This is a genomic window from Bradyrhizobium sp. WSM471 (assembly GCF_000244915.1).
Classification (GTDB): domain Bacteria; phylum Pseudomonadota; class Alphaproteobacteria; order Rhizobiales; family Xanthobacteraceae; genus Bradyrhizobium.
Genome location: NZ_CM001442.1, coordinates 96,279 through 123,239, shown reverse-complemented (window position 1 = coordinate 123,239; position 26,961 = coordinate 96,279). Strand labels below are relative to the sequence as shown.

Genomic DNA, 26,961 nt, shown 5'->3' with positions numbered 1-26,961 from the left:
GGAGATAGGGCTGCCAAAAAAACGCGAAGCGAAGCAATCCGGCCGGGCTGGTGGCCGGATTGCTTCGTCGCTAAGGCCCTTCCGGATGGCGAAGGGCCGGCTGGCGTCTGGGCGATTGCCCCGCTCAGGACGCCAGTGTCGTGGTCTCGTCGACCGCCAGATCGGCGGTGACGTGCAACATTCCGTCCGCGGCCGCGATAACCTGGTCGATCAAGACATTGGTGGCGGCGAGCTCGAGCCGGGTCTCGATCCAATGCCAGAGGCCGCGGATCTCCTCGGTCGACTTGCCGTTCGGCGCGAACTCGCTGACCGCAAGGCCGCTTGCGAGCGAGTCCTGATGGTCGTTGCGCATCACGATCAGGGGACGCGCGAGCACCTCGGCGAGATCGAGCGCTGCTTCCTCGGCGAGGGTGTTGGTGGCATTGTCGATGCGCTGGCCGCGGATCGGAGTCTGGTTCAGCACGAAGCTGTAAGGCCGCTTCCAGGCGCGTGCGACGCTCAGCGTCGAAACGGTCGCCTCGATGTCGGCGACGCTCGGGCGGGCCGGGATCAGGCAGAGGTCGCAATGGCGGATCGCGGCGGTGGTCGCGGCGCTGAGGCCGGCGGCGGTATCGACGATCGCGAGCTGGAGGCCGCTTTCGGCCAGCATTTTGAGGCGCGGCTCGATGTCGGCGGCGTGATAGATCGGCTCGACAACGAGATCGTCGGTGGTGCGGCGGCGCTGCCAGTTGGACAGTGTGCCCTGCGGGTCGGTTTCGATCAGGCGAACGGTGAAGCCGGCCTGCTTGGCTGCCAGCGCGAGGCCGATGGCGAGCGTGCTCTTGCCGCTGCCACCCTTTTGGGTGGCCAGTGCGATCGTGTGCATTGAAGATCAATCCTTTGGAGTGCTCGGGTCAGGGAAACGCCACGTGAACGTGCATCGATCTCGATGCTGAGCTCTTCTCGCTCAGGACGTGCCGGCCCGATCCAAAGGGGATCGCGGAGGTCCGAATCAGCAATAACGATGATGGCGGAATCGGAAATGCCAGCGAATCCGTACCATTACTGGACCCGTACTCGTACGTGTGCTGTGCTCGCTGCCGTGAATAAAAGGACAAGCGGCATGGGCGGAAACTGGCGCGACCGGACGGCGACGAATTTTGAATGCCAGAAGATGCCCGCGGTATCGAGCCGCGGCATGGTGGTCAGCAACCATCCACTGGCCTCCAGCGCCGGCGCGGAGATGCTGGCCGCCGGCGGCAATGCCATCGACGCCGCGATAGCGACCCTGTTCACGCTGACCGTGGTCGAGCCGATGATGGTCGGCATCATCGGCGGCGGCATGGCGCACATCCGGCTCGCCGACGGCAGCCACCGCTTCATCGACGGGCAGAGCACTGTGCCCGCGGCGATGCTTGACACCAGCTACACTCCCATGCCGGGTTCCGCGCATGACGTGTTCGACACCGTCGGCCAGGAAAATCTCAACGGCCCAAAGGCTGTCGCCACACCGGGTTCGCTGAAAGCCTGGTGCGAGACGCTGCGCCGCTTCGGCACCATGAGCCTCGCCGACGTCATGCAGCCCGCGATCAAGCACGCCGCGCGCGGCTATGCGGCGACACCCTATCTGCACGAATGCATCACCGAGAGCGCCGCCGAGATGCGCAAGGACAAGCCGATCACGGCGATTTACTTGCCTGATGGACAGCCGTTGAAGGCCGGTGAGCGCGTGGTGCAATCAGAATATGCCGAAACGCTCCGCTACATCGCCGATCACGGCGAGACCGCGCTTTACGAGGGGCCGCTTGGCGGCATACTGGTCGACTACATGGAAAAGGCTGGCGGCTTTATCCGGCGCAACGATCTCACCAGCTACAAGACCGTCGAACGGCAGCCGATCCGCGCCGATTATCGCGGCTGGACCATCTTTGGCCCGCCGCCGCCCGCGGCCTCCGGCGTGCATATCGCGCAGATGCTGAACATCCTGGAGGGTTACGACATCGGCAGCCTTGGCTTCGGCACGCCGGAAACGATCCACTATCTCGCCGAGGTCCTGAAGATCGCATTCGCCGATCGCGCCGCGGCCAGCGGCGATCCTGATTATGTCTGCGTCCCCGTGGAGCGGCTGACCTCGAAGGCCTATGCCGAGGAGCGCCGTGCTGCGATCGATCCGGCGCGGGCGCAGGCCTGGGGCGCCGGCGTGTCGCAGCTTGAAGGCACTCACACCACGCACATGACGGCGGCTGACGCGTTCGGCAACGTGGTTGCGACCACGCAGACCATCAACAATCTGTTCGGCGCCAAGATCATGATCCCGGGCCTCGGCGCCATCGCCAACAACTACATGAACCTGTTCGATCCGCGGCCAGGCCGCGCCCTGTCGCTGGCGCCGGGCAAGCGGGTGACGACCTCGATGTCGCCGATGATGGCACTCCGTGATGGAAAGCTGCGCTATGCGCTGGGCTTGCCCGGCGGAAAACGAATCTTCCCGAGCGCGATGCAGGCGCTGCTCAATCTGATCGACCACGGTATGAGCTTGCAGCAAGCAGTCGAGGCGCCGCGGGTCTGGACCGAGGGTAATGCACTCGAGGTCGAGCAGAAGGTGCCGGAGAGCGTGCGCGCGAAGCTCGAGAGCCTCGGCCACAAGGTTCAGCCTGTCGCGACAGTCGCCGGCGGCATGAACGGTATCGCCTTCCATGACGACGGCACCATGAGTGGCGCCGCTTGCTGGCGTGCGGACGGCACGCCGGTCGGGATATCGGGTGGCCTCGCGAATGCCGGGATCAGGTTCAGGCTGAGCTAGGTCTCGTGCCCCAGACGCAGCGCAGCGTTTCTTCAGTGGTGCGCCACTGAGCCGGGGCCCAGAACTTCTTGCATCGAATGTGAGACATGGGTCGCAATTCAGCGAAGCGGCATTTCATGCCGCATCGCGCCCGGGACACGAGCGTTACTTGCGCACGCAGATCACCCGGACGACAGCGGCTTTTGCATCCGTGGACGTGCCGTTCGCGGTGACGGCGTTCGCCTTCAGGAAATCGCGCACCGTCTCCGCGGAGACCATCACCGCCTGCGACGCCGGCACCGACGTCGCGGGGCCCGCGACCATCGTCGGCTTCAACAGCGCAACGCCGGCGAATTTGCCGTCGCCGTCGATGGCGGCGCTGCCGGAGAAGCCGACAGCCGGCGGCGGTGAGAGCGGGGAATCGCCGCCACCGACAGATGCCAGCGCAGCCTTGAGGCTCGACGCGACGGCCGCGCCGCCCTGGCTCTGCGGATCAGCGATACCGATGACATCGACACTCGTCTTTGCCGCGCCGCCGCCGAGGCTGAGCGGCTTCAGGCCGCGCGCGCCGTAGATATGCAGCAGCGCGAGATCGTGTTCCCGGTCCTCGGCGAGACGGTCGGCGCTGCCATGGCCGGCGATCGTGATCGCGAGACAGGAATCGGTGACGAGGCGGTCCGTGACGATCGCACCATCGTCGCTGACGACGAGGCCGGTGCCATATTCGACATTCTTGCGTGGCGGCGGCCCGGCCTGTGGCCCCGACGGAAACGCGCTGAACGCGCTCGACATCGCGATCACGACCGGCTCGACCGTGTTCTCGGTTGCCTGATCGTAGAGGATCGTCATGATGCGAACTTCATCACCCCGAGAAGTGCCGCGCATGTAAAATTTCTTCAGGCCCTGCAAACCGGACAGCACGAAGAAGTCGGGCTTCACCACGGTGTAGTCGACCTTGCGACCCGGCTCCTTCTTCTCCGCTTCGGCAAGCTTGGCTGTGGTCGGGTTCGCCTCCTTGCGGCGGCTGAGCAGCACCTGGACCGTGCCAGTGGGCGAGGTCCATTTCGAGCCGGTGGCGTCGGTCGCCTGCTGCGGCACCAGTTTTGAGGGAATGCCAAGCCGCGCGCCGCTGGTCATCTCCGTCACGATCTTCCAGCCGACGTTGTCCTGCTTCCGGCGCGCGGTCTCAGCGAGCACGGCGCGTTCCTGCGGATTGAGCACGCCAGTCGGCTTGCTACCCCTGAGCTTCTGGTATTCCTTGATGGCATCGACCATGCGCGCGCTGACGTCGCCGGTGATAGCGCCGTTGTACTGGCCGACCCAGGCGAGGTCGGACTGCAGCGACAGCCGCTCCGCCTGCGCCATGGCATCGGCCGTCGCAGCCGGCGTCTGCAACGCAGGAGGCCGGATCGGAACGGTCTGGACCGGCTTCGGCTTGGTGCCGGGGATCTGCGCTGTCGTCATCTGGGCGTTCGCGCCTGTCGCAGCCGCAAACATCAGTGTTGCCGCAAGCATTGATCTCATGACAAATCCAGCCAGCCCATTGAACGCAATGCCATTGAAGCACATCTCGTTGGTCGCGAACAATGTTGCGGTGGTTCAGGCTGCGAGAGTGCCCGCGAACTCAAATCCTCATCCTGAGGAGCGGCCTCAAGGCCGCGCCTCGAAGGATGGCGCGGGCGATATCGGGGCCTGCATGGTTCGAGACGCGCGTTCCGCGCTCCTCACCATGAGGGTTGAGAGAACGAAGGACGACCATGCTGAGCCCGGACGAACTCGAACGTTATGCCCGCCATATCGTGCTGCGCGATGTCGGTGGCCCCGGCCAGGCTGCGCTGAAGCGAGCCTCCGTGCTGGTGATCGGGGCCGGCGGGCTCGGTGCGCCCGCGTTGATGTATCTGGCGGCCGCCGGCATCGGCACGCTCGGCGTGATCGATGACGATGTGGTGTCGCTGTCGAACCTCCAGCGCCAGGTGATTCACACCACGCCCGACATCGGCCGGCACAAGGTCGAGAGCGCGGCCGAACGGATCACGGCGCTCAATCCGCATGTCCGCTTCGTCGGCCACGCCACCTGGCTCAATGCCGACAATGCGCTGTCGCTGATCGGCGACTATGACCTCGTGCTCGACGGCTCCGACAATTTCTCGACCCGCTATCTGGCCTCGGACGCCTGCTTCTTCGCCAAGAGGCCGCTGATCACGGCGGCGCTCGGCACCTTCGATGGCTCGCTCACCACCATCCGCGCGCACGAGAAGAACGAGCAGGGCGAATTCAATCCGACCTATCGCTGCCTGTTCCCGGAGGCGCCGCCGCCCGGGACCGTGCCGGCGTGCGCGGAAGCCGGCGTCATGGGCGCGCTGGCGGGCGTGATGGGCTCGATGATGGCGCTGGAGGCGATCCGCGAGATCGTCGGCTTTGGCGACGGCCTGGTCGGCCGCCTCCTGATGATCGATGCGCGCGCGATGCGCTTCGAGACGCTGCGTTACGCGCGCGATCCGGCCAATCCGCTCAATGGCGATGGGCCTGTGATCACTGACCTCAGCGCCCATCGCACTTGATTGTAGACACTACGCGGCGGCGGGCTTCTCGCTGTCCAGATGCGCCATCTGCTCGGCCGTATAGCGCGTGCCTGAGGCGACATTGGGCGGAAACGCCTTGGCCAACGCCGCAAGCTGAGTCGGGGTCAAATTGACCTTGGTCGCACCGAGCGCCTCAGTGAGGCGGTTGCGGGTGCGGGCGCCGACCAGCGGCACGATCTCCTTACCCTGCTGCGCCACCCAAGCGATCGCGACTTGTGCCGGCGTTGCGCCGATCTCCGCAGCGATGGCGCGCAGCTGCTCCACCAGCGCGAGATTGGAATCGAGATTCGATCCCTGGAAACGCGGTGTCATCAGCCGGTAGTCCTTGCCGGTCTTGCCGGAGTCCTTCGACCAATGGCCGCTGATGAGGCCGCGCGCCAGCACGCCGTAAGCCGTGATGCTGAGGCCGAGCTCGCGGCAGGTCTTCAGGATGTCGCGTTCGATGCCGCGCTCGATCAGCGAATATTCGATCTGGAGATCGGCGATCGGATGCACGGCGTGCGCGCGGCGGATGGTGTCGGAGCCGACCTCGGACAGGCCGATATGTTTGACGTAGCCGGCCTTCACGAGATCGGCGAGACCGCCCACCGTCTCCTCGATCGGGACGCTGGGATCAAGGCGCGCCGGGCGGTAGATGTCGATGTAATCGGTGCCGAGCCGTTGCAGCGAATAGGCGAGAAAATTCTTCATTGCGGCCGGACGACAGTCCATGCCGGTGAATTCGCCGGCGGGACCGCGCAGCGCGCCGAACTTCACGCTGATCTGCACTTTTTCGCGCGGCACGTCCTTGAGCGCCTCGCGCACCAGCATTTCATTGTGGCCCATGGCGTAGAAATCGCCGGTGTCGAGCAGCGTGATTCCTGCATCGAGCGCGGCGTGGATCGTGGCGATGCTCTCGCCGCGATCGGAAGGACCATAGGCATCCGACATCGCCATGCAGCCGAGGCCAAGGCTTGAGACGGTGGGGCCGGTTGAACCGAGTTTGCGCTGTTCCATGATGGCTCTCCCAATGGCGGCAGGCTGATTGCGCCGCGTGACGAGGCCAGATATGCGCCCGATCGATTACGCCGATAAGCTGGACAATCCAGAATAGCTTGTCCATTGTGGTGAACAATGGCCGAGCCTGACCTGCGTGATCTCGATGTCTTCGTGGCGGTGGCCCGCACCCGCAATTTCCGGCGCGCGGCGATCGATATTCGCGTGTCGGTGTCGAGCCTTAGCCAGCGATTGCGGGACCTGGAAGAGCGCCTCGGCGTCCGCCTGATGAACCGGACCACCCGCAGCGTCGCCCTGACCGAGGCGGGCGAGCTGCTGTTGTCGCGCGTGGCGCCGGCGCTGCGCGATGTCGGCGACGCCCTCGATCAGGTCCGTGGCCTGCGCGAAATGGCCTCGGGCCGGCTGCGCATCAACGCGCCGCCGCCCGCCGTCGATCTCGTGCTGGCGCCGATGATCGGGCCGTTCCTCAAGGCCTATCCGCAGGTCGACCTCGACATCGTCTCCGAGAGCGGGTTCGTCGACATCGTCAGCGCGGGCTTCGATGCCGGCGTGCGCTATGGCGAGCATCTCGCGCAGGACATGGTGGCGATCTCGCTCAGCGGCCCGCAGAGCTATGTCGTGGTCGCTTCGCCCGATTACCTCGCGCGCCGCGGCAAGCCTGAGCATCCGAAGGATCTGCTCGATCATGATTGCATCCGCGCCCGCTACTCCAGCGGTGTCATGCATGATCTGGAGTTCGAGAAGGCCGGTCAGCTGGTGAAGGTCGATCCGCCGGCAAAGCTGATCTCGACCAACATGGGTCTTTCCATGCGCGCTGCGCTCGACGGTGTCGGTATCTGGGCGACGCTTGATGGCTATGTCGGCGAAGCCCTGAAGTCAGGCGCGCTGGTCAGCCTGCTCCAGGACTGGTGCGAGCCGTTTCCGGGCCCGTTCCTGTATTATCCAAGCCGGCGACAAACGCCGCCGGCGCTGCGAGCTTTCATTGATTTCGTTGCCGACTGGCGCAAGCGCGAAACACGCGGCAAATAGACGTCAGAGCATGCTCGGCAGCACGCGATCCGGCGGCTTGTGCGCGTCGAGGAAGGTGCGGATGTTGATGATCACCTTCTCGCCCATCTCGACGCGGCCCTCGATCGTGGCCGAGCCCATATGCGGAAGCAGCGTCACCTTGCCGGCCTTGGCGAGCCGCACCAGCTTCGGGTTCACCGCGGGCTCGTGCTCGTAGACGTCGAGGCCGGCGCCGCCGATCTCGCCGCCTTCGATCAGCTTGATCAGCGTGTCCTCGTCGGTGACCCCGCCGCGCGCGGTGTTGACGATGTAGGCGTCCTTGCGGATCAGCTTCAGCCGGCGCGCCGACAGCAGATGGTAGGTCGCCGGCGTGTGCGGACAGTTCACCGAGATGATGTCCATCCGCGCCAGCATCTGGTCGAGGCTTTCCCAATAGGTCGCGCCCAGCTCTTCGGCGATCTTCGGCGCCACCGGCCGGCGGTTGTGGTAGTGGATCTGCAAGCCGAAGGCGCGGGCGCGACGCGCGACCGCCTGGCCGATACGGCCCATGCCGATGATGCCGAGGCGCTTTCCGCCGATGCGATGGCCGAGCATCCATGTCGGCGACCAGCCCGGCCAGGGTTTTCCTTCCGTCAGGATCGAGGCGCCTTCGATCATCCGCCTGGGAACGGCGAGGATCAGCGCCATGGTCATGTCGGCGGTGTCTTCGGTCAGAACTTTCGGCGTGTTGGTGACGGTGATGCCGCGGGCATGCGCGGCCTCGACATCGATGTTGTCGACGCCGTTGCCGAAATTCGCGATCAGTTTCAGCCTGCAGTCGGGCTGGTTGACGATATCGGCGGAGATGTGATCGGTCACGGTTGGGACCAGCACGTCGGCCGTGCGTGCGGCTTCCGCGATCTGCTCGCGCGACATCGGCGTGTCGTCGAGATTGATCCGCGCGTCGAACAGCTCGCGCATCCGGGTCTCGATCGAGTCCGGAAGCTTGCGCGTCACCACGACGAGGGGCTTTTTCTTCACCGACATGTCCTGCCCTCATGAGGCGTTGCGAGCCGCCTCCGTCGCCAAAGGCCGGCCGTTGAGGCCTCATTAACCCGGTTGTTCGACACTGCGCTTGCCGTGTCGTCCCCGGCGTTTCCTTCAAGCTCTCCCGACATTTCCGGCCGGAAAATCGGGACAAACCGGTTGTTCAGATGTCCGTCCTCTCTAGCAGAAGGCCGGGCCAAGACAAGAACCACGGGTAAAGGGCTCGGGAACACCCGCATGGGGCGGGTCACAGGGGCGACAGCGGCCTGGTTTTGGAATTTTGAAGTGAGGGGGCCCGGCTCGGCCGGACCTTCGACAGGAGACGGGTTGATGGCGTTGGGGCGTTTTTGTTCGGTGATGGCGCTCGTTTGCACCTGGTTGAGCGCTTCGGTCAGTCCCGGGCATTCGGCAAAGGACAGCACACCCCAGACTGCCTCGGGCCTCCCGGTGCCGCGCTACGTCAGCCTGAAATCGGATCACGTCAACGTCCGCGCCGGCCCGACCAAGGACAATGACGTCGCCTGGGTCTACACCCGCTCCGGCCTGCCGGTCGAAATCACAGCCGAGTTCGAGAACTGGCGCCGGGTCCGCGATTCCGAGGGCGCCGAGGGCTGGGTCTATCACTCGCTGCTGTCGGGCCGCCGTACCGCTGTCGTCACCATGAAGCACAAGGACGAGCTCGCGCCGATCTACGATCGCGCCGATCCCGACAGCGCGGTTGCGGCCAGGCTCCAGGCCGGCGTCGTCACACAGGTGAAGAAGTGCAGTGCAAACTGGTGCCGCGTCAGCGGTAACGGCTTTGACGGCTGGATCCAGCAGGAGCGCCTCTGGGGCGTCTACTCGGACGAGCAGGTGAACTGACGGGGGTGGGAGCGGAGCTGTTGCTCCACCGTCATGCCCGGGCTCGTCCCGGGCATCCACGCGCTTCTCGACCAGTCCAAAAACGTGGATGGCCGGGACAAGCCCGGCTATGACGACGAATTCAGCAGTTTTAGACGATCTCAGCGCTTCTTGCGCAACCGTACGACCATATCGATGCGGGCGATCTCGTAACCCGCCGGCACCTCCGGCATCTTGGACAGCGCCAGATGCGGATCCTCGATGTCGACCAGCTCGTGGCTGTTTTCGAGATAGTAGTGATGGTGAGTCGTGACGTTGGTGTCGAAATAGGTCTTGGTGCCGTCGACGCTGACCTGACGAAGCAGACCGGCATCGGTGAGCTGGTTCAGCGTGTTGTAGACGGTTGCCAGCGAGACCGGCACCTTGGCCAGCGTCGCTTCCTCGTAGAGCATTTCAGCCGTGAGGTGACGTGCACCCTTGCCGAACAGGAGCCAACCAAGCGCCATGCGCTGGCGCGTCGGACGAAGCCCGGCGGACTGGAGCATTTCGTTGACGTCGTGCCACGGGCAACCGGTCAAAGCCGGCTGGCGGCCGGACATAAGAGCCGCCGCATGGGCCTCTTCGTCGCGATAGGGCGCGTTATTTTCGTTCATTTCCAGCTTCGGGCACGCGTGAACACTGTGATCCTGCAACATATATGGAGAGATAGATGCAGATGCAAGTTTCTCGCAACTAGAGTGGTTCTAATCAGCGAGGGAACCGGTCCCGCGGCCCGTCATTTTACCTTCATGAGAGCGCTTTGCTACCCGAAATGGCCTGTGTTAGAGAGCCCGCGGTTCCGCTTAACCGATTTTGGCGCGACCCGGCATTGAGGGCCGCTCGCTATCCATCCAGGGTCTTTCGGTATTCTCGTCTGACAATGGCAACAGATGTTGCCTTTCGAACAGGATGGGGCCCATTTTCGCCGGAAACGCCGCTCAATCGGGGTTTGAACACAAAGGCTTCCGCATGCTGAACAGGCGCAACGGTTACGAATATGAAGATCTGCTGGCATGTGCCCGCGGCGAGATGTTCGGCCCTGGCAATGCGCAATTGCCGCTGCCGCCGATGCTCATGTTCGACCGCATTACGGACATCAGCGAGACCGGCGGTGAATTCGGCAAGGGGGTGGTGCGCGCCGAGCTCGACGTGAAGCCCGACCTCTGGTTCTTCGGCTGCCACTTCAAGAACGATCCGGTGATGCCCGGCTGCCTCGGGCTCGATGCGCTGTGGCAAATGGTCGGCTTTTATCTGGGCTGGAGCGGCGGTGAAGGTCGCGGTCGCGCGCTTGGCCTGAACGAGCTGAAGTTCAGCGGTCAGGTGCTGCCGGAGGCCCGCAAGGTTGTGTACAACATCGATATCAAGCGCGTGATGCGTTCAAAGCTGGTGCTCGGTATCGCCGACGGATGGCTTTCGGTCGATGACCAGATTATCTATCGCGCGAAGGATTTGAAGGTCGGCCTGTTCAAGCAGGGCACGAGCCTGGGCTGAGCGCATCACCACGAAGACAACGATTGAGGCGAGGCTGTCATGAGGCGGGTTGTGGTCACCGGGATGGGCATTGTCTCCTCCATCGGAAACAACACCCAGGAAGTGCTTGCGAGCCTTCACGAGGCGAAGTCGGGCATTTCGCGGGCTGAGAAATATGCCGAGCTCGGCTTCCGTTCCCAGGTGCAGGGTGCGCCGACGCTCGATCCTTCGACGGTGGTCGACCGCCGCGCCATGCGTTTCCTCGGTCAGGGCGCGGCGTGGAATCACATCGCGATGGAACAGGCGATCCAGGATTCCGGTCTTTCGCCTGACGAAATTTCCAATATTCGCACCGGCATCATCATGGGCTCCGGCGGTCCGTCGGCGCGCACCATCGTCGAGGCCGCCGACATCACCCGCACCAAGGGACCAAAGCGCGTCGGCCCGTTTGCAGTGCCGAAGGCGATGTCCTCCACGGCCTCCGCAACGCTTGCGACCTGGTTCAAGATCAAAGGCGTGAACTATTCGATCTCATCGGCCTGCGCCACGTCGAACCATTGCGTCGGCAACGCCTATGAGACGATCCAGATCGGCAAGCAGGACGTCATCTTCGCCGGCGGCTGCGAGGAGCTGGACTGGTCGCTGTCGGTGCTGTTCGACGCCATGGGCGCGATGTCCTCGAAGTACAACGACACGCCTGCCACGGCCTCGCGTCCCTACGACGTCAACCGCGACGGCTTCGTGATTGCCGGCGGCGCCGGCGTGCTGGTGCTGGAAGAGCTCGAGCATGCCAAGGCGCGCGGCGCGCGGATTTATGGTGAGATCGTCGGCTATGGCGCGACGTCCGACGGCTACGACATGGTCGCACCATCAGGCGAGGGCGCCGAGCGCTGCATGCGCATGGCGATGTCGACCGTGAAGACCAAGGTCGACTACATCAATCCGCACGCGACATCGACGCCGGCCGGCGATCCGCCGGAGATCGACGCACTGCGCAGGGTGTTCGGAAGCGGCGAGAAGTGCCCGCCGATCTCGGCGACCAAGGCGTTGACCGGTCACTCACTCGGCGCAACCGGCGTGCAGGAAGCGATCTATTCGCTGCTGATGATGAACAATGGCTTCATCTGCGAGAGCGCCCACATCCAGGAACTCGACCCCGTGTTCGCGGACATGCCGATCGTGCGCAAGCGCATCGACAACGTCAAAATCGGCACCGTGCTGTCGAACTCCTTCGGCTTCGGCGGCACCAACGCCACGCTGGTGTTCAGCCGGCTGGACGCGTGACGTCCTTGCGGACGCGCTGGTAATTTTCTCGTCATGGCCGGGCTTGTCCCGGCCATCCACGTCTTGGCCTCCGGCTTCGAAGGGCGTGGATGCCCGGGACAAGCCCGGGCATGACGAAAGCGGAAAGCGATCGAAACGATGCAGGAATTAATGAAAGGCAAGCGCGGTCTGATCATGGGCATCGCCAATGATCATTCGATCGCCTGGGGCATGGCGAAGACGCTGCATGCCCACGGCGCCGAGCTCGCCTTCACCTTCCAGGGCGAGGCCCTGGGCAAGCGCGTCAAGCCGCTGGCCGAGCAGCTTGGCGTCGATATGGTGCTGCCCTGCGACGTCGAGGACATCGCCAGCGTCGACGCCACATTCACGGCCTTGCGCGAAGAGTGGGGCCGGCTGGACTTCGTGATCCACGCGATCGGCTTCGCCGACAAAAACGAGCTCAAGGGCCGTTACGCCGACACCAGCCGCGAGAATTTTTCGCGCACCATGGTGATCTCCTGCTTCTCCTTCACGGAAGTGGCAAAACGCGCTGCCGAACTGATGACGGAGGGCGGCAGCATGATCACGCTGACCTTCGGCGCCTCGGAACGCGCGATGCCGAACTACAATGTGATGGGCGTGGCCAAGGCGGCGCTGGAAGCCTCGGTGCGCTATCTTGCATCCGATTTCGGACCGCGCGGCATCCGCGTCAACGCGATCTCCGCCGGCCCCATCCGCACGCTCGCCGGCTCCGGCATCGGCGAGGCGCGCGCGATGTTCGCCTTCATGCAAAAGCATTCCCCGCTCCGCCGCGGCGTCACGCTCGACGAACTCGGCGGCTCGGCGCTGTATTTGTTGTCGGATCTCTCCGGCGGCGTGACCGGCGAGATCCACTATGTCGATTCCGGCTACAACATCGTCCTGATGCCGCGGCCGGACGATATGAAGACGGAAGACTGAAGTGTGAGCACGATCTGTTCGGAAAACCGCTTCGCACTTTTCCGGATCATGCTCTAACCGGCCGCGATCTTCTCCGCGCGCTGGAACGCCGGCCTCGCCATGCAGCGCGCGAGATAGGCATCGAAGGCCGGGCGCGACGGCACCATCTTGAACAGGCGCACCGCGAAGTTCAGGCCCGATCCGATCGTGATGTCGGCGGCCGAAAATTCCTCCCCGAGAATCCACGGCCCCTTCGCAAGCACGGCTTCCAGCACGTCGAAGACCTGCGTCGCGCTGCCCCAGGCCGCGGTCGATGTCGGGATCTCGATCTTGGTGAAGATCTGGATGATGGCGGGTTCGATGCAGCCCGGCGAGAAGAACAACCATTGCAGGTAACGCGCGCGGCGCGGATCGGCCACGGCTGGCGCCAGCCCGGTCTCGGGATAGCGATCGGCAATGTAGGCGCAGATGGCGGCGGCCTCGCCCAGCGCGGCATCGCCGTCGGTCAGCGCCGGAACCTTGCCCATCGGATTGACCTTGAGAAAATCCGGCGCCTTCTGTGCGCCGGTCGAGATGTCGGTCAGCACGCGCTCATAGGGCAGACCGCTTTCTTCCATCAGCCAGAGCGTCGTGAACGAGCGCGAGCGGGGCGACCAGTAGAGCTTGATCATCGAGATTTTCCGTCTTTCTTCCACCGATAATACTTCATCATGAACCCGTTCGACGGCTCGATCTCTTGCTTCTCGAACACAAAGCCCTCGCGCTCGTACCAGCGCCAGGCTTTTTCGTTCTCGCGGACGCAGCGCAGATACATCTCGTCCGGCATTTGCGTGCGCGTGAAGGCGAGCAATTGGCGGCCCAGCGATTGGCCCTGATAGGCGGGCGCGACGAACAGCATGTCGAGATAGAGTTTTGGCAAATGCAGCGCCAGCATTGCGGCGATAGTGCCGTTGTCGTCGGCGACGAACAGGCTCCAGCCGTCCCCGATCTCGCGCCGGATGCGCGCACGCAAGTTTGCCAGCAGGAAGTCGCTCGCCTCGCCGAGCCCGGTCGAGATCCAGCTCTCCATCCAGACACGGCCGATCTCGTCGTATTCGTCCGCGCGGGCCGGGCGGATGATGGGATGGGACATCGAGGCCTCAGGTCCGCGGGCTGCGCACGGATGGCCGTGCGCGCACCTTGCCCGCCGACAGGCACACCACCTCGGAGATTTGCAGGAGTTGCCGCGCCAGCGGACTGGTCTTGCGCCAGACCATGCCGATGGTGCGCGACGGCTGCGGGTCGCGGAAGCGCGCCAGCGAGACCGAGGCCGATCGCGTCTCCACCTGCACGGCCATCTCCGGGATCAAGGTGACGCCGATGCCGGCGCTGACCATCTGGACCAGCGTCGACAGCGAATTGGCATCCAGCATCTCGCGCGGCGGCGCCGATTGCATGTTGCAGAATGACAGCGCCTGATCGCGGAAGCAGTGCCCCTCTTCGAGCAACAGCAGCCGCATCTCGCGCATCATCTCCCGGGATGGTGCCGGCGTTCCCTCATCCGCGCTCGGCCGCACCAGCAGGAATTTTTCCTCGAACAGGGCGACCTCGGTGAGCGAGGGCTCGGACACCGGCAACGCAACGATGGCGGTATCGAGCCGGCCTTCCACCAGTTCCTGGATCAGCCGCGGCGTCATCGTCTCGCGCACGCGGATGTCGAGCTCCGGATGCATGCGCATCAGGTTCTTGGTGATCGTCGGCAGCAGATAGGGCGCGATCGTCGGAATCATGCCGATGCGCAGCCGTCCGGAGAACCGGTCCTGCGAGGCGCGGGCGAAATCGCCGAGCTCGTCGACCGAGCGCAAAATGTCGCGGACGCGCTGCGCGAGCTCCTCGCCAAATCGGGTCAGCGCCACCTGCCGGGCGCTGCGCTCCAGCAGCAGGCCGCCGAGCGCCTCCTCCAGTTCCTTGATCTGCATCGACAGGGCTGGCTGCGAGATCGAGCAAGACTCAGCCGCGCGCCCGAAATGACTGTGACGCGCCAGGGCGTCGAAATACCGGAGCTGGCGCAGAGTGAGGTTTAGCATCAGAAAATCTTATCGCTGCGATCATTAAAGTCAACTTCCCCTGATCGAACGCGAAGCTTAGAGTGCTTCTACCTGGTCAAAGGCGCGAGTTCGACGCCACCAGAGGAGGTATTCATGGACGACACTTCAAAGTGCCCGTTTTCGGGTGGAAAACGTGTGCCGGCGAACCGCGATTGGTGGCCGACCCAGCTCAGCATCGAGATGCTGCACAAGAATTCGGCCAAGTCCGACCCGATGGACAAGGACTTCGACTACGCCAAGGAGTTCAAGTCGCTCGACCTGAACGCGGTCATCAAGGACCTGACCGCTCTGATGACTGAATCGCAGGAATGGTGGCCCGCCGACTTCGGTCATTACGGCGGCCTCATGATCCGCATGGCCTGGCACAGCGCGGGGACCTACCGCACCACCGACGGTCGCGGTGGCGCCGGCGCCGGACAGCAGCGTTTCGCGCCGCTCAACAGCTGGCCCGACAACGCCAATCTCGACAAGGCACGCCGTCTGCTCTGGCCGATCAAGCAGAAATACGGCCGCAAGATTTCCTGGGCCGATCTGATGGTGCTGGCCGGCAACGTCGCTTTGGAGTCGATGGGCTTCAAGACGTTTGGCTTTGCCGGCGGCCGCGTCGACGTCTGGGAGCCGGAAGAGCTGTATTGGGGTCCGGAAGGCACGTGGCTGGGCGATGAGCGCTACAGCGGCGAACGCCAGCTCGCCGAGCCGCTCGGCGCGGTGCAGATGGGCCTGATCTACGTCAATCCGGAAGGCCCAAACGGCAAGCCGGATCCGGTCGCCGCGGCCAAGGACATCCGCGAGACCTTCGCCCGCATGGCGATGAACGACGAAGAGACCGTCGCGCTGATCGCCGGCGGCCACACCTTCGGCAAGACCCATGGCGCTGGCGATCCGTCGCTGGTCGGACCGGAGCCGGAAGCGGGCGCGCTCGAGGATCAGGGCCTCGGCTGGAAGAGCAAGCACGCTTCGGGCATTGGCGGCGATTCCATCACCAGCGGTCTCGAGGTGACCTGGACGACGACGCCGACGAAGTGGAGCAACAACTTCTTCGAGAACCTGTTCAAGTACGAATGGGAGCTGACGAAGAGCCCGGGCGGTGCGCAGCAGTGGACGGCCAAGGGCGCCGAGGCCATCATTCCCGATGCCTTCGACAAGTCGAAGAAGCATCGGCCGACGATGCTCACGACGGATCTCTCGCTGCGTATGGATCCGGCCTATGAGAAGATCTCGCGCCGCTTCCTCGAGAATCCCGATCAGTTCGCGGACGCCTTTGCCCGCGCCTGGTTCAAGCTCACCCATCGCGACATGGGTCCAATCCAGCGCTATCTCGGCCCGCTGGTGCCGAAGGAAACGCTGATCTGGCAGGATCCGATCCCGGCCGTGAATCACGAGCTGGCCAGCGAGCAGGATATCGCCTCTCTGAAGACCAAGATCCTGGCTTCGGGTCTGTCGGTCTCGGAGCTGGTCTCGACCGCATGGGCGTCGGCCTCGACGTTCCGCGGCTCGGACAAGCGTGGCGGCGCCAACGGCGCGCGCATCCGCCTCGCCCCGCAGAAGGATTGGGAGGTGAACGAGCCGGCTCAGCTCTCGAAGGTCCTGGGCAAGCTCGAAGCGATCCAGAAGGACTTCAACGCGTCATCCGGTGCGAAGAAGGTCTCGCTGGCGGACCTCATCGTGCTCGGCGGCACCGCCGCGGTCGAGAAGGCCGCGAAGGATGCCGGCGTCGACGTCAACGTCGGCTTTACGCCGGGCCGCATGGATGCCTCGCAGGAGCAGACCGACGCCGCTTCGTTTGCTCCGCTGGAGCCGCGGGCCGATGGCTTCCGCAACTTCATCGGCAAGCGGCAGCAGTTCATGATGCCCGAGGAGGCTCTGGTCGATCGTGCGCAGCTGCTCCGGCTTACCGGCCCGGAGATGACGGCGCTCATCGGCGGTCTGCGCGTGCTCGGTGCCAATGCGAACGGTTCGAAGAACGGCGTCCTCACCTCGAAGGTGGGAACGCTGAGCAACGACTTCTTCGTCAACCTGCTCGACATGAGCACGCAGTGGACGCCGGCCGGCACCGACGGCACCTATGAGGCCCGCGACCGCAAGACCAATGCGGTCAAGTGGACCGGCACGCGTGTCGACCTGATCTTCGGCGCGCACTCGCAGCTTCGCGCCTACGCCGAGGTCTATGCCACGTCGGATTCCAAGGAGCAGTTCGTCAAGGACTTCGCCAAGGCCTGGGCCAAGGTGATGAACCTCGACCGGTACGACATCGCGGCCTGATTCCAAGGCCCAGCAAGCGACAAATAAAAAGGGCGGCCGCGAGGCCGCCCTTCGTGTTTCTGGCGGGTAGCGAGATTTACTCGCCGGCCGCTTCGCGCGCGGGCTGCTGGCTCTCGCCCTTGCCCTCGAGGTCTTCGCCGGTCTCCTGGTCGACCACCTTCATCGACAGGCGGGTCTTGCCGCGGTCGTCGAAGCCGAGCAGCTTGACCTTGACCTTGTCGCCTTCCTTGACGACGTCGGAGGTCTTCTGCACGCGCGCCGAGGCGAGCTGGCTGATGTGCACGAGGCCGTCCTTGGAGCCGAAGAAGTTCACGAAAGCGCCGAACTCCATCACCTTGACGACGGTGCCGTCATAGATCTGGCCGACCTCCGGATCGGAGGCGATCGACTTGATCCACTTGATCGCGGCCTTCATCGCCTCGCCATCGCTGGAAGCAACCTTCACGGTGCCGTCGTCCTCGATGTTGACCTTGGCGCCGGTCTTCTCGACGATCTCGCGGATCACCTTGCCGCCGGTGCCGATCACTTCGCGGATCTTGTCGGTGGCGATCTTGAAGGTCTCGATGCGCGGCGCGTATTCGCCGAGCTCGGCACGGGCGTTGGTGAGCGCCTTCGACATCTCGCCGAGGATGTAGATACGCCCATCCTTGGCCTGGCCGAGCGCGACCTTCATGATCTCCTCGGTGATGCCCTCGATCTTGATGTCCATCTGGAGCGAGGTGATGCCCTGCTCGGTACCGGCGACCTTGAAGTCCATGTCGCCGAGATGGTCCTCGTCACCGAGAATGTCCGAGAGAACCGCGAAGCGCTTGTCTTCGAGGATCAGGCCCATCGCGATGCCCGCGGTCGGCCGCTTCAACGGCACGCCGGCGTCCATCAGCGCGAGCGAGGCGCCGCAGACCGATGCCATCGACGAGGAGCCGTTGGATTCGGTGATCTCCGACACCACGCGCGTGGTGTAGGGGAATTCGTGGTGCGGCGGCAGCACCGGGTGGATCGCGCGCCAGGCGAGCTTGCCGTGGCCGATCTCGCGGCGCTTGGTGCCGCCGAGGCGGCCGGTCTCACCGACCGAGTAGGGAGGGAAGTTGTAGTGCAGCAGGAACGTCTCTTTGTACGTTCCCGACAGCGCGTCGATGTACTGCTCGTCCTCGCCGGTGCCGAGCGTGGTCACGACCAGAGCCTGGGTCTCGCCGCGGGTGAACAGCGCCGAGCCGTGGGCGCGGGGCAGCACGCCGACTTCCGCGACGATGTTGCGCACGGTCTTGGAATCGCGGCCGTCGATGCGCTTGCCGGTGTCGAGAATGTTCCAGCGAACGATCTTGGCTTCGAGCTCCTTGAACACGCCGCCGATGCGCAGCTTGTCGTATTTCGGCTCCTGGCCTTCCGGGAAGTAGTGCGCGATCACCTTTTCCTTGACCTTGCCGACCGCGGCGTAGCGATCCTGCTTGACCGGAATGGCGTAGGCGGCGCGCAGTTCCTGCTCGACCATGCCGAGCATTTCCTTTTCGAGCGCCGAATTGTCGATCGTGGTGACCTCGCGCGGCTCCTTCGCGGCCTTTTCGGCCAGCTCGATGATTGCGTTGATCACCGGCTGGAAGTGGCGGTGACCGAACATCACGGCGCCGAGCATGATCTCTTCGTTCAGCTCCTTGGCTTCCGATTCCACCATCAGCACGGCGTCCGCGGTGCCGGCTACGACGAGGTCGAGCTGGGTGTCGACCATCTCGTCGAGCGTCGGGTTGAGGATGAACTCGTCATTGGCGAAGCCGACGCGCGCGGCGCCGATCGGGCCCTTGAAGGGAGCGCCCGACAGGGTCAGCGCAGCCGACGAGGCCACCAGCGCGACGATATCCGGATCGTTCTCCATGTCGTGCGAGAGCACGGTCACGATCACCTGGGTCTCGTTGCGCCAGCCGTCGACGAACAGCGGACGGATCGGACGGTCGATCAGGCGGGAGACCAGCGTTTCCTTCTCGGTCGGACGACCCTCGCGCTTGAAATAGCCGCCGGGAATGCGGCCGGCTGCGTAGGTCTTCTCCTGGTAGTCGACGGTCAGCGGCAGGAAGTCGACGCCTTCGCGGGGCGACTTCGCGGCAACGACGGTGGCGAGCACCACGGTCTCGCCGTAGGTCGCGACGACGGCGCCGTCAGCCTGGCGGGCGATCTTGCCGGTTTCGAGCTTGAGAGGGCGTCCACCCCAGTCGATCTCGACTGAATGCTTATTGAACATAGAGGTCTTCTTTCATGGGTTCTCGAAAGAAGGACGGGTCGAAAAACAAAAACCATGCGCAAGATTGCGGGACGTTGATCGAAGCGGGCGATCAGCGTCCTGCGATCCTGCCATGGTTTTTGGATTTCGGATGGCGTCCATCCCTTCGGGTCATACGGGCGCCTTGCCCGTTGTGCCCAGCCGCCGGATTGCTGCTGGACTGTCAGTCGGCACGAACGCGAACACCGAAGCGCGGTGTTCGCCCATCATGCCCGGATGCTCGCCGTCAACGGCTCGCATCCGACGCGCACGCAGCCTCGACGAAAAACCTTTAAACAAACGCTTTCGTTCGAAATCACGCGCGAAAACGCGCGCCGGTTGGCGCGCGCAAGAACTCTTAACGACGAATGTTGTGCTTCTCGAGCAGCGCCTTGTAGCGCGCCTCGTCCTTCTTCTTCACATAGTCGAGGAGCGAGCGGCGGGTCGAGACCAGCTTCAAGAGGCCGCGACGCGAATGGTTGTCCTTCACGTGGGTCTTGAAATGGTTCGTGAGGTTGGCGATGCGTTCCGACAGGATCGCGACCTGAACCTCTGGCGAACCGGTATCGCCGGCCTTGTTGGCATTCGTCTTGATGACTTCCGCTTTGCGTTCTGCGGCAATCGACATCGGTCAATTTCTCTCGTTGCGATCGGCGCTGGCAGTCAGGCCGGTCAGGTTGAACACACGCTTGGGGATGATTTCGCCATTGCCGACTTCGGCAAGCGCGAGAAGCCGGCCTGCCACCGTGACATAGACTGTGCCGCTACAAGTGGGCGCATCCCGTCCGCGCAACAAAACGGCTTGGCCCCGATGGAGCCTTGCCGCATCAGCCCGAGTGACGGCCAGTGCCGGGATGTCGTCCAGCGCGGTCTCAACGGGCATAAGCGCGTCGGCGAGGCTACCCTCGCCGGACGCGGCTCTATCGCACAAAGCCTCCAGTTGATCCAGCGGAATCATGTCGTTCTCGCCAAATGGGCCGACCAGGGTCCGCCGGAGCGCGCAGATATGGCCGTAAGTGCCGAGAATCCGGCCCATATCGCGGGCCAGCGCGCGGACATAGGTGCCCTTGCCGCACTCGGCCTCGAATACGGCATGGCCGCTATCCGGTTGATCTACAAGGCTTAAACGGTGAATTTCGACCGGACGGGGGGCCAGTTCCACGATCTCGCCGTCGCGGGCGAGGTCGTAGGCGCGCTCGCCCTGGACCTTGATGGCGGAGTAGCGCGGCGGGATCTGCTGGATCACCCCGGTGAAACGGGGCAGCAGGGCCTCGATGGCCTCCCGGGTCGGGCGCCGGTCCGAGGTCGCGGTCGCGCGGCCCTCGATGTCGTCGGTGTCGCGCTCCTCGCCCCAGCATACCGTGAACCGGTAGCGTTTGCGGCCGTCCATGACGAAGGGGACGGTCTTGGTGGCCTCGCCAAGCGCGATCGGCAGGCCGCCGGAGGCCAGCGGATCGAGCGTGCCGGCATGGCCGGCGCGTTTGGCGTTGAACAGGCGCTTGAGCACGGCAACGGCCTGCGTCGAGGTCATGCCGATCGGCTTGTCGAGCACGACCCAGCCGTGGACGTCGCGGCGGTCGCGGCGCGGCTGGTTGCCCTTCTGCTTGTTGGCGCGCGGATCGTTGTTGACGCGGCGCGGCTCCTGATGCGGCTGAGAATTGCCGCTCATGTCCGCAGAATTATTTTTCTGCACGTCGAGCTGATCGGCCTCTTCGCCGCCGATCGTGCCGTGAGCCGGGTCCATCGTCATCGTTCTTCTTCCCGATCCGTATCCGGATCCTGTTCCAAGTCCTGTTCGAGGTCCTTCTGCACCGCGGGTGTTCGCAAAAGCTTCTCGATCCGTTCCGCTTCATCGAATCGTTCGTCGACGCGGAAGCGAAGGTCAGGTGCAAATTTCAGGTTAACGCGCCGCGCGACCTCGCCGCGCAGGAATTTCTTGTTACGCTCGAGCGCAGCGAGGACGATCTCGGTGTCGCGGCCACCGAGCGGCATCACATAGACTGTTGCGAGCTTCAGGTCGGGCGACATCCGCACCTCCGGCACGGTGATGATGTGGCCTTCGAGGTCAGCATCATGCACGCTGCCTTGCGCCAGAATCTCGGCTATCGCATGGCGAACCTGCTCGCCGACCCGCAACTGACGTTGCGAGCCGCCGGACGCGGAACTCTTTTTCTGATGATGGCGGGGCATGGTCTGAAAATCACCTCGTCATGCCCGCTTTTGGGACACGGGCATTGTCATTTGTCTTGCTGAAACGAAGAGGGGTGGATGGCCGGAAAAATCCGGCCATCGCACTCCCGCAATTCAGTTCAAAAAAGATCCAGGCGCTTCGGTAAGATTTGGACTTACAGGGAGCGCTGGATCGTCTCCACGCGGTAACACTCGATGACGTCACCGGCGCGCATGTCGTGATAGTTCTCGAAAGCCATGCCGCATTCCTGACCGGACTGGACTTCCTTCACTTCGTCCTTGAAGCGCTTCAGCGTCGACAGCTTGCCTTCGTGCACGACGACGTTGTCGCGGATCAGGCGCACGTTGGCGCCGCGTTCCACGGTGCCGTCGGTGACGCGGCAGCCGGCGACCTTGCCGACCTTGGAGATGTTGAAGATCTCCAGGATCGCGGCATTGCCGAGCATGGTTTCCCGCAGGGTCGGCGCGAGCAGGCCGCTCATGGCCTTCTTCACGTCGTCCACGAGGTCGTAGATGATGTTGTAGTAACGGATCTCGATGCCGTTGCGCTTGGCGGCCGCAGCGGCCTCCTTGTTCGCACGAACCGAGAAGCCGATGATCGCGGCGTTGAAGCCTTCCGCGAGCGTCACGTCCGATTCCGAGATGCCGCCGACACCCGCATGCAGGATACGCGCGGCGACTTCGTCGGTGCCGAGCTTCTCCAGCGAGCCGAGGATCGCTTCCAGCGAGCCCTGCACGTCGGCCTTGATGATCAGCGGGAATTCCTTGCGGCCCGCCGTCTTCAATTGCGACATCATCTGCTCGAGCGAGCCGCGCATGCCGGAGATCGAGGCAGCCGCGTTCTCGCGCTTCTGGTGCGCGCGGTAGCTGGTGACCTGACGGGCGCGGGCTTCGTTCTCGACCACGGCGAGACGATCGCCGGCTTCCGGCGGACCGTTGAAGCCGAGCACCTCGACCGGCACTGACGGACCTGCCTCCTGCACCGTCTCGCCCTGATCCGAGATCAGTGCGCGGACGCGGCCCATTTCGGCGCCGGCGACGATGATGTCACCGACACGGAGCGTGCCGCGCTGGACCAGAACGGTCGCGACCGGACCGCGGCCACGATCGAGCTTGGCTTCGATCACGGTGCCTTCGGCCGGACGATCGGAATTGGTCTTGAGGTCGAGGATGTCGGCCTGGAGCGCGATCATCTCGAGCAGCTTGTCGAGATTGGTCTTGTTCTTGGCCGACACTTCGACGTCGACGACTTCGCCGCCGAAAGATTCCACCTGCACCTCGTGCTGGAGCAGCTCGGTGCGCACGCGCTCGGGCTTGGCGTCGGGCTTGTCGATCTTGTTGATGGCAACAATGATCGGCACTCGCGCCGCCTTGGCGTGGTTGATGGCTTCGATCGTCTGCGGCATCACGCCGTCGTCGGCTGCAACCACCAGCACGACGATGTCGGTCACCTTGGCGCCGCGGGCGCGCATCGCGGTGAACGCGGCGTGGCCGGGCGTGTCGATGAAGGTGATCTTCTTGCCGCTTTCGGGCGACAGCACCTGATAGGCGCCGATATGCTGGGTGATGCCGCCGGCTTCGCCGGAGACCACGTTGGCATGACGGAGCGCGTCGAGCAGCGAGGTCTTGCCGTGGTCGACGTGACCCATCACGGTCACCACCGGCGAGCGCGGCTCGGTATCGGTGGAATCGTCGATGGCGTCGAACAGGCCTTCTTCAACGTCGGACGCGGCAACGCGCTTGACGGTGTGACCAAGCTCCTCGGCGATCAGCTGCGCGGTGTCGGCATCGATCACGTCGGTGATCTTGTGGATCGCGCCCTGCTTCATCAGCATGCGGATGATCTCCACCGCGCGCTCCGACATGCGGTTGGCGAGCTCCTGGATGGTGATCGCTTCCGGAATGACCACCTCGCGGATGAGCTTTTCCTTCGGCTCGTTCGCGGCATGGCCCTTCAGGCGCTGGGTGCGGCGGCGGAACGAGGCGATCGAGCGCTCGCGGACGTCGTCGGCATTGAAGGCGGTGACGACCGTCAGGCGGCCGCGCTCCTTCTGCGGGCCGGGCTTGTGGGTGGGCTTGGGAGCGACCACAGGCCGCGCAGCGCCGCCGGGGCCGCGACGGATCTGGCGCGGACCCTCGTCCTCGTCCGGTCCGGCTGCGACAGCAGGGGCGCGGCCCACCGGGCCTCCCGGCCGCTGCGTGGTCGTTCCGGGCCGCGCGGTCGTTGTTCCCGGGCGTGCCGTGGTGGTTGTGCCGGGGCGCGCCATCGGCGCTCCGGGGCGTGCTGCAGGAGCGGCCGAGGTCGCGGTTGCAGGGCGCACCGCGGATTGCGGCTGCTCGCCTTCGCCAAAACGCTTCTTGGCCTCGGTTTCGGCCTTCCGCTTGGCTTCCTCTTCGTGACGGTGACGCTCCTCCTCGGCCTTGCGGCGGGCCTCGGCGGCCTCGCGATCGGCACGCTCGGCGCTTTCGCGGACCGCGCGGCGCTGGGCCTCTTCCTCGGCATGGCGGCGCTCTTCGACTTCGCGCACCTTGGCATCGGCCAGCGCGCTGGCGCGGGCGGAACGTTCGTCCTCGGTCAGCGTGCGCAGCACCACGCCGGAGCCGGCGTTGCGCGGCGGCGCGGGGCGGGCCGGAGCAGGCTTGGGCGCGGCGGCGGCCGGCGCGGGCTTCGCCACCTCGGCCACCTGCGGCTCGGGGCTGCCGTCGACACGGCGCTTGCCACGCTTCTCGACCACGACCTGCTTGCTACGGCCATGACTGAAGCTCTGGCGCACGGTGCCCGTTTCGACGCGCGGCTTGAGCGATAGCGTCTTGCTCGGAACGCTCAGCTTCTTGTCGCCAGGGGTCTTGGTATCAACCATTAAGCAGTCCTAATCCTGATCTTGTTGTCTTGTGCGTTGCCGCACCGTGCTATCGGGTGGTCGTTGTCTCTCAGAAATCCTGGCCGGGCTTTTCGGCAGTCCTGTCAGCGTCCGCCATCCGGTATCGGACCAGCATCTGGCTACGTGACAGGAATGACTTGCTCGCCGGGCCCGCGAGCAGGGCAGCATGTATCACATTTGACCGGGTAAGTGCCAAATCCAATTCTGTCGATTTTAGTGCGGTGACGACGGGAATCTGCGGCTTGGCGCCGCGATTTCCCTCATTTTGACGCGCCAGCGTGTCTAATTTGCGGATTCCGTCCGCGGCCCCGTCGCTGGCATGGATCAGGACCTCGACCGCACCTTCCCGAAGCGCGCTTTCGACCTTGCCGAAACCGGCCACGATCTGGCGCGCCTTGGCGGCAATCCCAAGGGCTTCGACCACGCTCCGGACCAGGAGCGCCTCGAGGTCGGCGGGAAGCGTCTGAGGGATGCGCAGCTCGCGCTTGAAGGCTTTGGTAAAATGGTGACGCCGAACGGCTTCCGCAACCACCTCGCGCGAGGCGGTGACCCACATGCCGCGTCCGGGCAGCTTGCGCTTGAGATCGGGAACTATGTGCCCTTGGGGCGAGACGACGAAGCGGATCAGCTCGTCGATCGGCCGGACCTCGCGGCTGACCGCACACATCCGCACGGTCGCGGACCTTTCGGTCCGCGGTCCATGGTCGAGTTCGGGGTCAGTATCGGCGAGCATCCGGGTGACATCCTCCTTCGCCTTAAGCCGGCTGATCTTCGGTCGCCTCGGCCTCTTCGGCGGGCTTGGCGAGATCGGCCTCGGTGATCCAGCCGGCCTTGACGCGGGCCTGCATGATCATCGCTTCAGCATCGTCACGGGAAATTTCCAGGCCATCGAGCGCGCCCGGATATTTGGTCTGCTCGCCGCCTTCCTTGCGCTCGGTCCAGCCGACCAGATCGTCCGTGGCGCAACCGGCGAGGTCGTCGACCGTCTTGATGTCGTTCTCGCCGAACTTCACCAGCATCTTCGAGGTGACGCCGGGCACGTCCTTCACGGCGTCCTCGACGCCGAGCTCCTTGCGCCTGGCCTCGAGCTCGGCTTCCAGCTGTTCGAGATATTCACGGGCGCGGTTCTGGAGTTCCTGCGCGGTCTCCTCGTCGAAACCTTCAATGCCGGCGAGTTCCTTGACGTCCACCATCGCGAGTTCCTCGACCGAGGTGAAGCCTTCGGACGCCAGCAATTGGCCGACCACTTCGTCGACATTGAGCGATTCCATGAAGACGCGGGTGGAGTTCTCGAAATCGGCCTGGCGGCGTTCCGATTCCTCCTGCTCGGTCAGGATGTCGATGTCCCAGCCGGTGAGCTGCGAGGCCAGACGCACATTCTGGCCGCGGCGGCCGATCGCCAGCGAGAGCTGGTTGTTGGTGTCGGGCACGACGACCTCGATGCGCTCGCGGTCTTCGTCGATGACGACCTTGGAGACCTCGGCCGGCGCCAGCGCGTTGACCACGAAGGTCGCGATATCGGGCGACCAGGGGATGATGTCGATCTTCTCGCCCTGCAATTCGTTCACCACCGCCTGCACGCGCGAACCGCGCATACCGACGCAGGCGCCGACCGGATCGACCGAGGAATCACGGGAAATCACGCCGATTTTTGCGCGCGAGCCGGGATCGCGGGCGACCGCCTTGATCTCGACGATGCCGTCATAGATCTCGGGCACTTCCTGCGCGAACAGCTTTGCCATGAACTGCGGATGGGTGCGGGAGAGGAAGATCTGCGGGCCGCGGGTCTCGCGGCGGACGTCGAAGATATAGGCCCGGACGCGGTCGCCGTTGCGGAACACTTCGCGCGGCAGCATCTCGTCGCGACGGATGATGGCCTCGCCGCGGCCGAGATCGACGATCACGCTGCCATATTCGACGCGCTTGACGACGCCGTTGACGATGTCGCCGATGCGGTCCTTGAATTCCATATATTGCCGGTCGCGCTCGGCTTCGCGCACCTTTTGCACGATCACCTGCTTGGCCGACTGCGCGGCGATGCGGCCATATTCCAGCGGCGGCAGGGTGTCGGCGATGGTGTCGCCGACCTGGGCACCGGGATTGGCGCGCTGCGCATCCACCAGCGAGATCTGGTTGGAATGGTTTTCGACCGTTTCGACGACCAGCATGTGGCGCGACAGCCGGAGCTCGCCCTTCTTCGGGTCGATCTCCGCGTGGACGTCGGTCTCGCTGCCGTAACGGGCCCGCGCCGCCTTGGCGATGGCATCCTCCATCGCCGCGATGACGATGCCGCGGTCGATCGATTTCTCGCGCGCAACGGCGTCGGCGATCTGAAGCAATTCAAGTCGATTGGCGCTGACTGCCATGG

23 protein-coding genes are annotated in these 26,961 nt (G+C 64.4%); 8 read left to right on the top strand and 15 right to left on the bottom strand.

Features of this window, described 5'->3' with window-relative positions; all coding sequences use genetic code 11:
- Window positions 1–124: 124 nt before the first annotated feature.
- Window positions 125–865, bottom strand: a complete 741-nt coding sequence (locus BRA471DRAFT_RS00545; protein ID WP_007603924.1) for a ParA family protein — start codon at window positions 863–865, stop codon at window positions 125–127.
- Between the two features lie 237 nt (window positions 866–1,102).
- On the opposite strand from BRA471DRAFT_RS00545, the gene ggt reads away from it, so the two are divergent.
- On the top strand, window positions 1,103–2,782 hold the full coding sequence (ggt, locus tag BRA471DRAFT_RS00540) for a gamma-glutamyltransferase (protein WP_007603923.1): 1,680 nt from the start codon (window positions 1,103–1,105) through the stop codon (window positions 2,780–2,782).
- Between the two features lie 144 nt (window positions 2,783–2,926).
- Here ggt and BRA471DRAFT_RS00535 read toward each other — a convergent pair whose 3' ends face one another.
- Window positions 2,927–4,285 carry a serine protease gene (locus tag BRA471DRAFT_RS00535; RefSeq protein WP_007603922.1) on the bottom strand — a complete coding sequence of 453 codons (1,359 nt, stop codon included), beginning with the start codon at window positions 4,283–4,285 and terminating at the stop codon, window positions 2,927–2,929.
- A 233-nt stretch (window positions 4,286–4,518) separates the two neighbouring features.
- Between BRA471DRAFT_RS00535 and BRA471DRAFT_RS00530 the strand changes: the two genes are divergently transcribed.
- On the top strand, window positions 4,519–5,322 hold the full coding sequence (locus tag BRA471DRAFT_RS00530; RefSeq protein ID WP_007603921.1) for a molybdopterin-synthase adenylyltransferase MoeB: 804 nt from the start codon (window positions 4,519–4,521) through the stop codon (window positions 5,320–5,322).
- A gap of 9 nt (window positions 5,323–5,331) precedes the next feature.
- Here the strand turns inward: BRA471DRAFT_RS00530 and BRA471DRAFT_RS00525 are convergent, their stop codons facing one another.
- Window positions 5,332–6,339 (bottom strand): aldo/keto reductase, encoded by a 1,008-nt coding sequence (locus tag BRA471DRAFT_RS00525; protein ID WP_007603920.1) that lies wholly within the window; start codon window positions 6,337–6,339, stop codon window positions 5,332–5,334.
- 117 nt (window positions 6,340–6,456) lie between these two features.
- Here BRA471DRAFT_RS00525 and BRA471DRAFT_RS00520 point away from each other — a divergent pair, with 117 nt between their 5' ends.
- Window positions 6,457–7,368 carry a LysR family transcriptional regulator gene (locus tag BRA471DRAFT_RS00520; RefSeq protein ID WP_007603919.1) on the top strand — a complete coding sequence of 304 codons (912 nt, stop codon included), beginning with the start codon at window positions 6,457–6,459 and terminating at the stop codon, window positions 7,366–7,368.
- Between the two features lie 3 nt (window positions 7,369–7,371).
- Here BRA471DRAFT_RS00520 and BRA471DRAFT_RS00515 read toward each other — a convergent pair whose 3' ends face one another.
- Complete coding sequence (locus BRA471DRAFT_RS00515; RefSeq protein ID WP_007603918.1) at window positions 7,372–8,373, bottom strand: D-glycerate dehydrogenase; 1,002 nt, start codon at window positions 8,371–8,373, stop codon at window positions 7,372–7,374.
- A gap of 330 nt (window positions 8,374–8,703) precedes the next feature.
- On the opposite strand from BRA471DRAFT_RS00515, the gene BRA471DRAFT_RS00510 reads away from it, so the two are divergent.
- Window positions 8,704–9,234, top strand: a complete 531-nt coding sequence (locus tag BRA471DRAFT_RS00510) for an SH3 domain-containing protein (RefSeq protein WP_007603917.1) — start codon at window positions 8,704–8,706, stop codon at window positions 9,232–9,234.
- A 140-nt stretch (window positions 9,235–9,374) separates the two neighbouring features.
- Here BRA471DRAFT_RS00510 and irrA read toward each other — a convergent pair whose 3' ends face one another.
- On the bottom strand, window positions 9,375–9,866 hold the full coding sequence (irrA, locus tag BRA471DRAFT_RS00505; RefSeq protein ID WP_035973469.1) for an iron response transcriptional regulator IrrA: 492 nt from the start codon (window positions 9,864–9,866) through the stop codon (window positions 9,375–9,377).
- A 355-nt stretch (window positions 9,867–10,221) separates the two neighbouring features.
- Between irrA and fabA the strand changes: the two genes are divergently transcribed.
- The 3 genes from fabA to fabI all read left to right on the top strand — a co-directional run bounded on the left by fabA (window position 10,222) and on the right by fabI (window position 12,945).
- Window positions 10,222–10,743, top strand: coding sequence for a bifunctional 3-hydroxydecanoyl-ACP dehydratase/trans-2-decenoyl-ACP isomerase (gene fabA / locus BRA471DRAFT_RS00500; RefSeq protein WP_007603915.1), 522 nt, complete (start codon window positions 10,222–10,224; stop codon window positions 10,741–10,743).
- Window positions 10,744–10,782: 39 nt separating this feature from the next.
- Window positions 10,783–12,006 carry a beta-ketoacyl-ACP synthase I gene (gene fabB / locus BRA471DRAFT_RS00495; RefSeq protein ID WP_007603913.1) on the top strand — a complete coding sequence of 408 codons (1,224 nt, stop codon included), beginning with the start codon at window positions 10,783–10,785 and terminating at the stop codon, window positions 12,004–12,006.
- 138 nt (window positions 12,007–12,144) lie between these two features.
- Window positions 12,145–12,945 (top strand): enoyl-ACP reductase FabI, encoded by an 801-nt coding sequence (gene fabI, locus BRA471DRAFT_RS00490; protein ID WP_035973468.1) that lies wholly within the window; start codon window positions 12,145–12,147, stop codon window positions 12,943–12,945.
- A 53-nt stretch (window positions 12,946–12,998) separates the two neighbouring features.
- Here the strand turns inward: fabI and BRA471DRAFT_RS00485 are convergent, their stop codons facing one another.
- From BRA471DRAFT_RS00485 to BRA471DRAFT_RS00475, 3 genes are read right to left on the bottom strand one after another with little or no spacing between them, the layout of a single operon-like run.
- Complete coding sequence (locus tag BRA471DRAFT_RS00485; protein WP_007603911.1) at window positions 12,999–13,595, bottom strand: glutathione S-transferase family protein; 597 nt, start codon at window positions 13,593–13,595, stop codon at window positions 12,999–13,001.
- On the bottom strand, window positions 13,592–14,056 hold the full coding sequence (locus BRA471DRAFT_RS00480) for a GNAT family N-acetyltransferase (protein WP_007603910.1): 465 nt from the start codon (window positions 14,054–14,056) through the stop codon (window positions 13,592–13,594). Before BRA471DRAFT_RS00480 ends, BRA471DRAFT_RS00485 begins: the two co-directional genes overlap by 4 nt.
- A gap of 7 nt (window positions 14,057–14,063) precedes the next feature.
- On the bottom strand, window positions 14,064–14,990 hold the full coding sequence (locus BRA471DRAFT_RS00475) for a hydrogen peroxide-inducible genes activator (RefSeq protein ID WP_007603909.1): 927 nt from the start codon (window positions 14,988–14,990) through the stop codon (window positions 14,064–14,066).
- A gap of 114 nt (window positions 14,991–15,104) precedes the next feature.
- On the opposite strand from BRA471DRAFT_RS00475, the gene katG reads away from it, so the two are divergent.
- Complete coding sequence (gene katG, locus BRA471DRAFT_RS00470) at window positions 15,105–17,273, top strand: catalase/peroxidase HPI (protein ID WP_007603908.1); 2,169 nt, start codon at window positions 15,105–15,107, stop codon at window positions 17,271–17,273.
- A 76-nt stretch (window positions 17,274–17,349) separates the two neighbouring features.
- On the opposite strand, the gene pnp is transcribed toward katG, so the two are convergent.
- The 7 genes from pnp to nusA all read right to left on the bottom strand — a co-directional run bounded on the left by pnp (window position 17,350) and on the right by nusA (window position 26,959).
- The gene (gene pnp / locus BRA471DRAFT_RS00465; protein WP_007603907.1) at window positions 17,350–19,503 is read right to left on the bottom strand and encodes a polyribonucleotide nucleotidyltransferase; all 2,154 of its coding nucleotides are present in this window, start codon (window positions 19,501–19,503) and stop codon (window positions 17,350–17,352) included.
- Between the two features lie 376 nt (window positions 19,504–19,879).
- Window positions 19,880–20,149: a 30S ribosomal protein S15 gene (gene rpsO / locus BRA471DRAFT_RS00460; protein ID WP_007598346.1), complete on the bottom strand. Its 270-nt coding sequence runs from the start codon at window positions 20,147–20,149 to the stop codon at window positions 19,880–19,882.
- Between the two features lie 3 nt (window positions 20,150–20,152).
- Window positions 20,153–21,271 (bottom strand): tRNA pseudouridine(55) synthase TruB, encoded by a 1,119-nt coding sequence (gene truB / locus BRA471DRAFT_RS00455; RefSeq protein ID WP_007603906.1) that lies wholly within the window; start codon window positions 21,269–21,271, stop codon window positions 20,153–20,155.
- Window positions 21,268–21,711, bottom strand: coding sequence for a 30S ribosome-binding factor RbfA (gene rbfA, locus BRA471DRAFT_RS00450; protein WP_007603905.1), 444 nt, complete (start codon window positions 21,709–21,711; stop codon window positions 21,268–21,270). The genes truB and rbfA overlap by 4 nt, the downstream gene beginning before the upstream one ends.
- A gap of 155 nt (window positions 21,712–21,866) precedes the next feature.
- On the bottom strand, window positions 21,867–24,572 hold the full coding sequence (gene infB, locus BRA471DRAFT_RS00445; RefSeq protein ID WP_007603902.1) for a translation initiation factor IF-2: 2,706 nt from the start codon (window positions 24,570–24,572) through the stop codon (window positions 21,867–21,869).
- A 70-nt stretch (window positions 24,573–24,642) separates the two neighbouring features.
- The gene (locus BRA471DRAFT_RS00440; RefSeq protein WP_007603901.1) at window positions 24,643–25,326 is read right to left on the bottom strand and encodes an RNA-binding protein; all 684 of its coding nucleotides are present in this window, start codon (window positions 25,324–25,326) and stop codon (window positions 24,643–24,645) included.
- Window positions 25,327–25,348: 22 nt separating this feature from the next.
- A complete protein-coding gene (nusA, locus tag BRA471DRAFT_RS00435; protein WP_007603900.1) occupies window positions 25,349–26,959 on the bottom strand; it encodes a transcription termination factor NusA in 1,611 nt (536 codons plus the stop codon).
- Window positions 26,960–26,961: the final 2 nt, after the last annotated feature.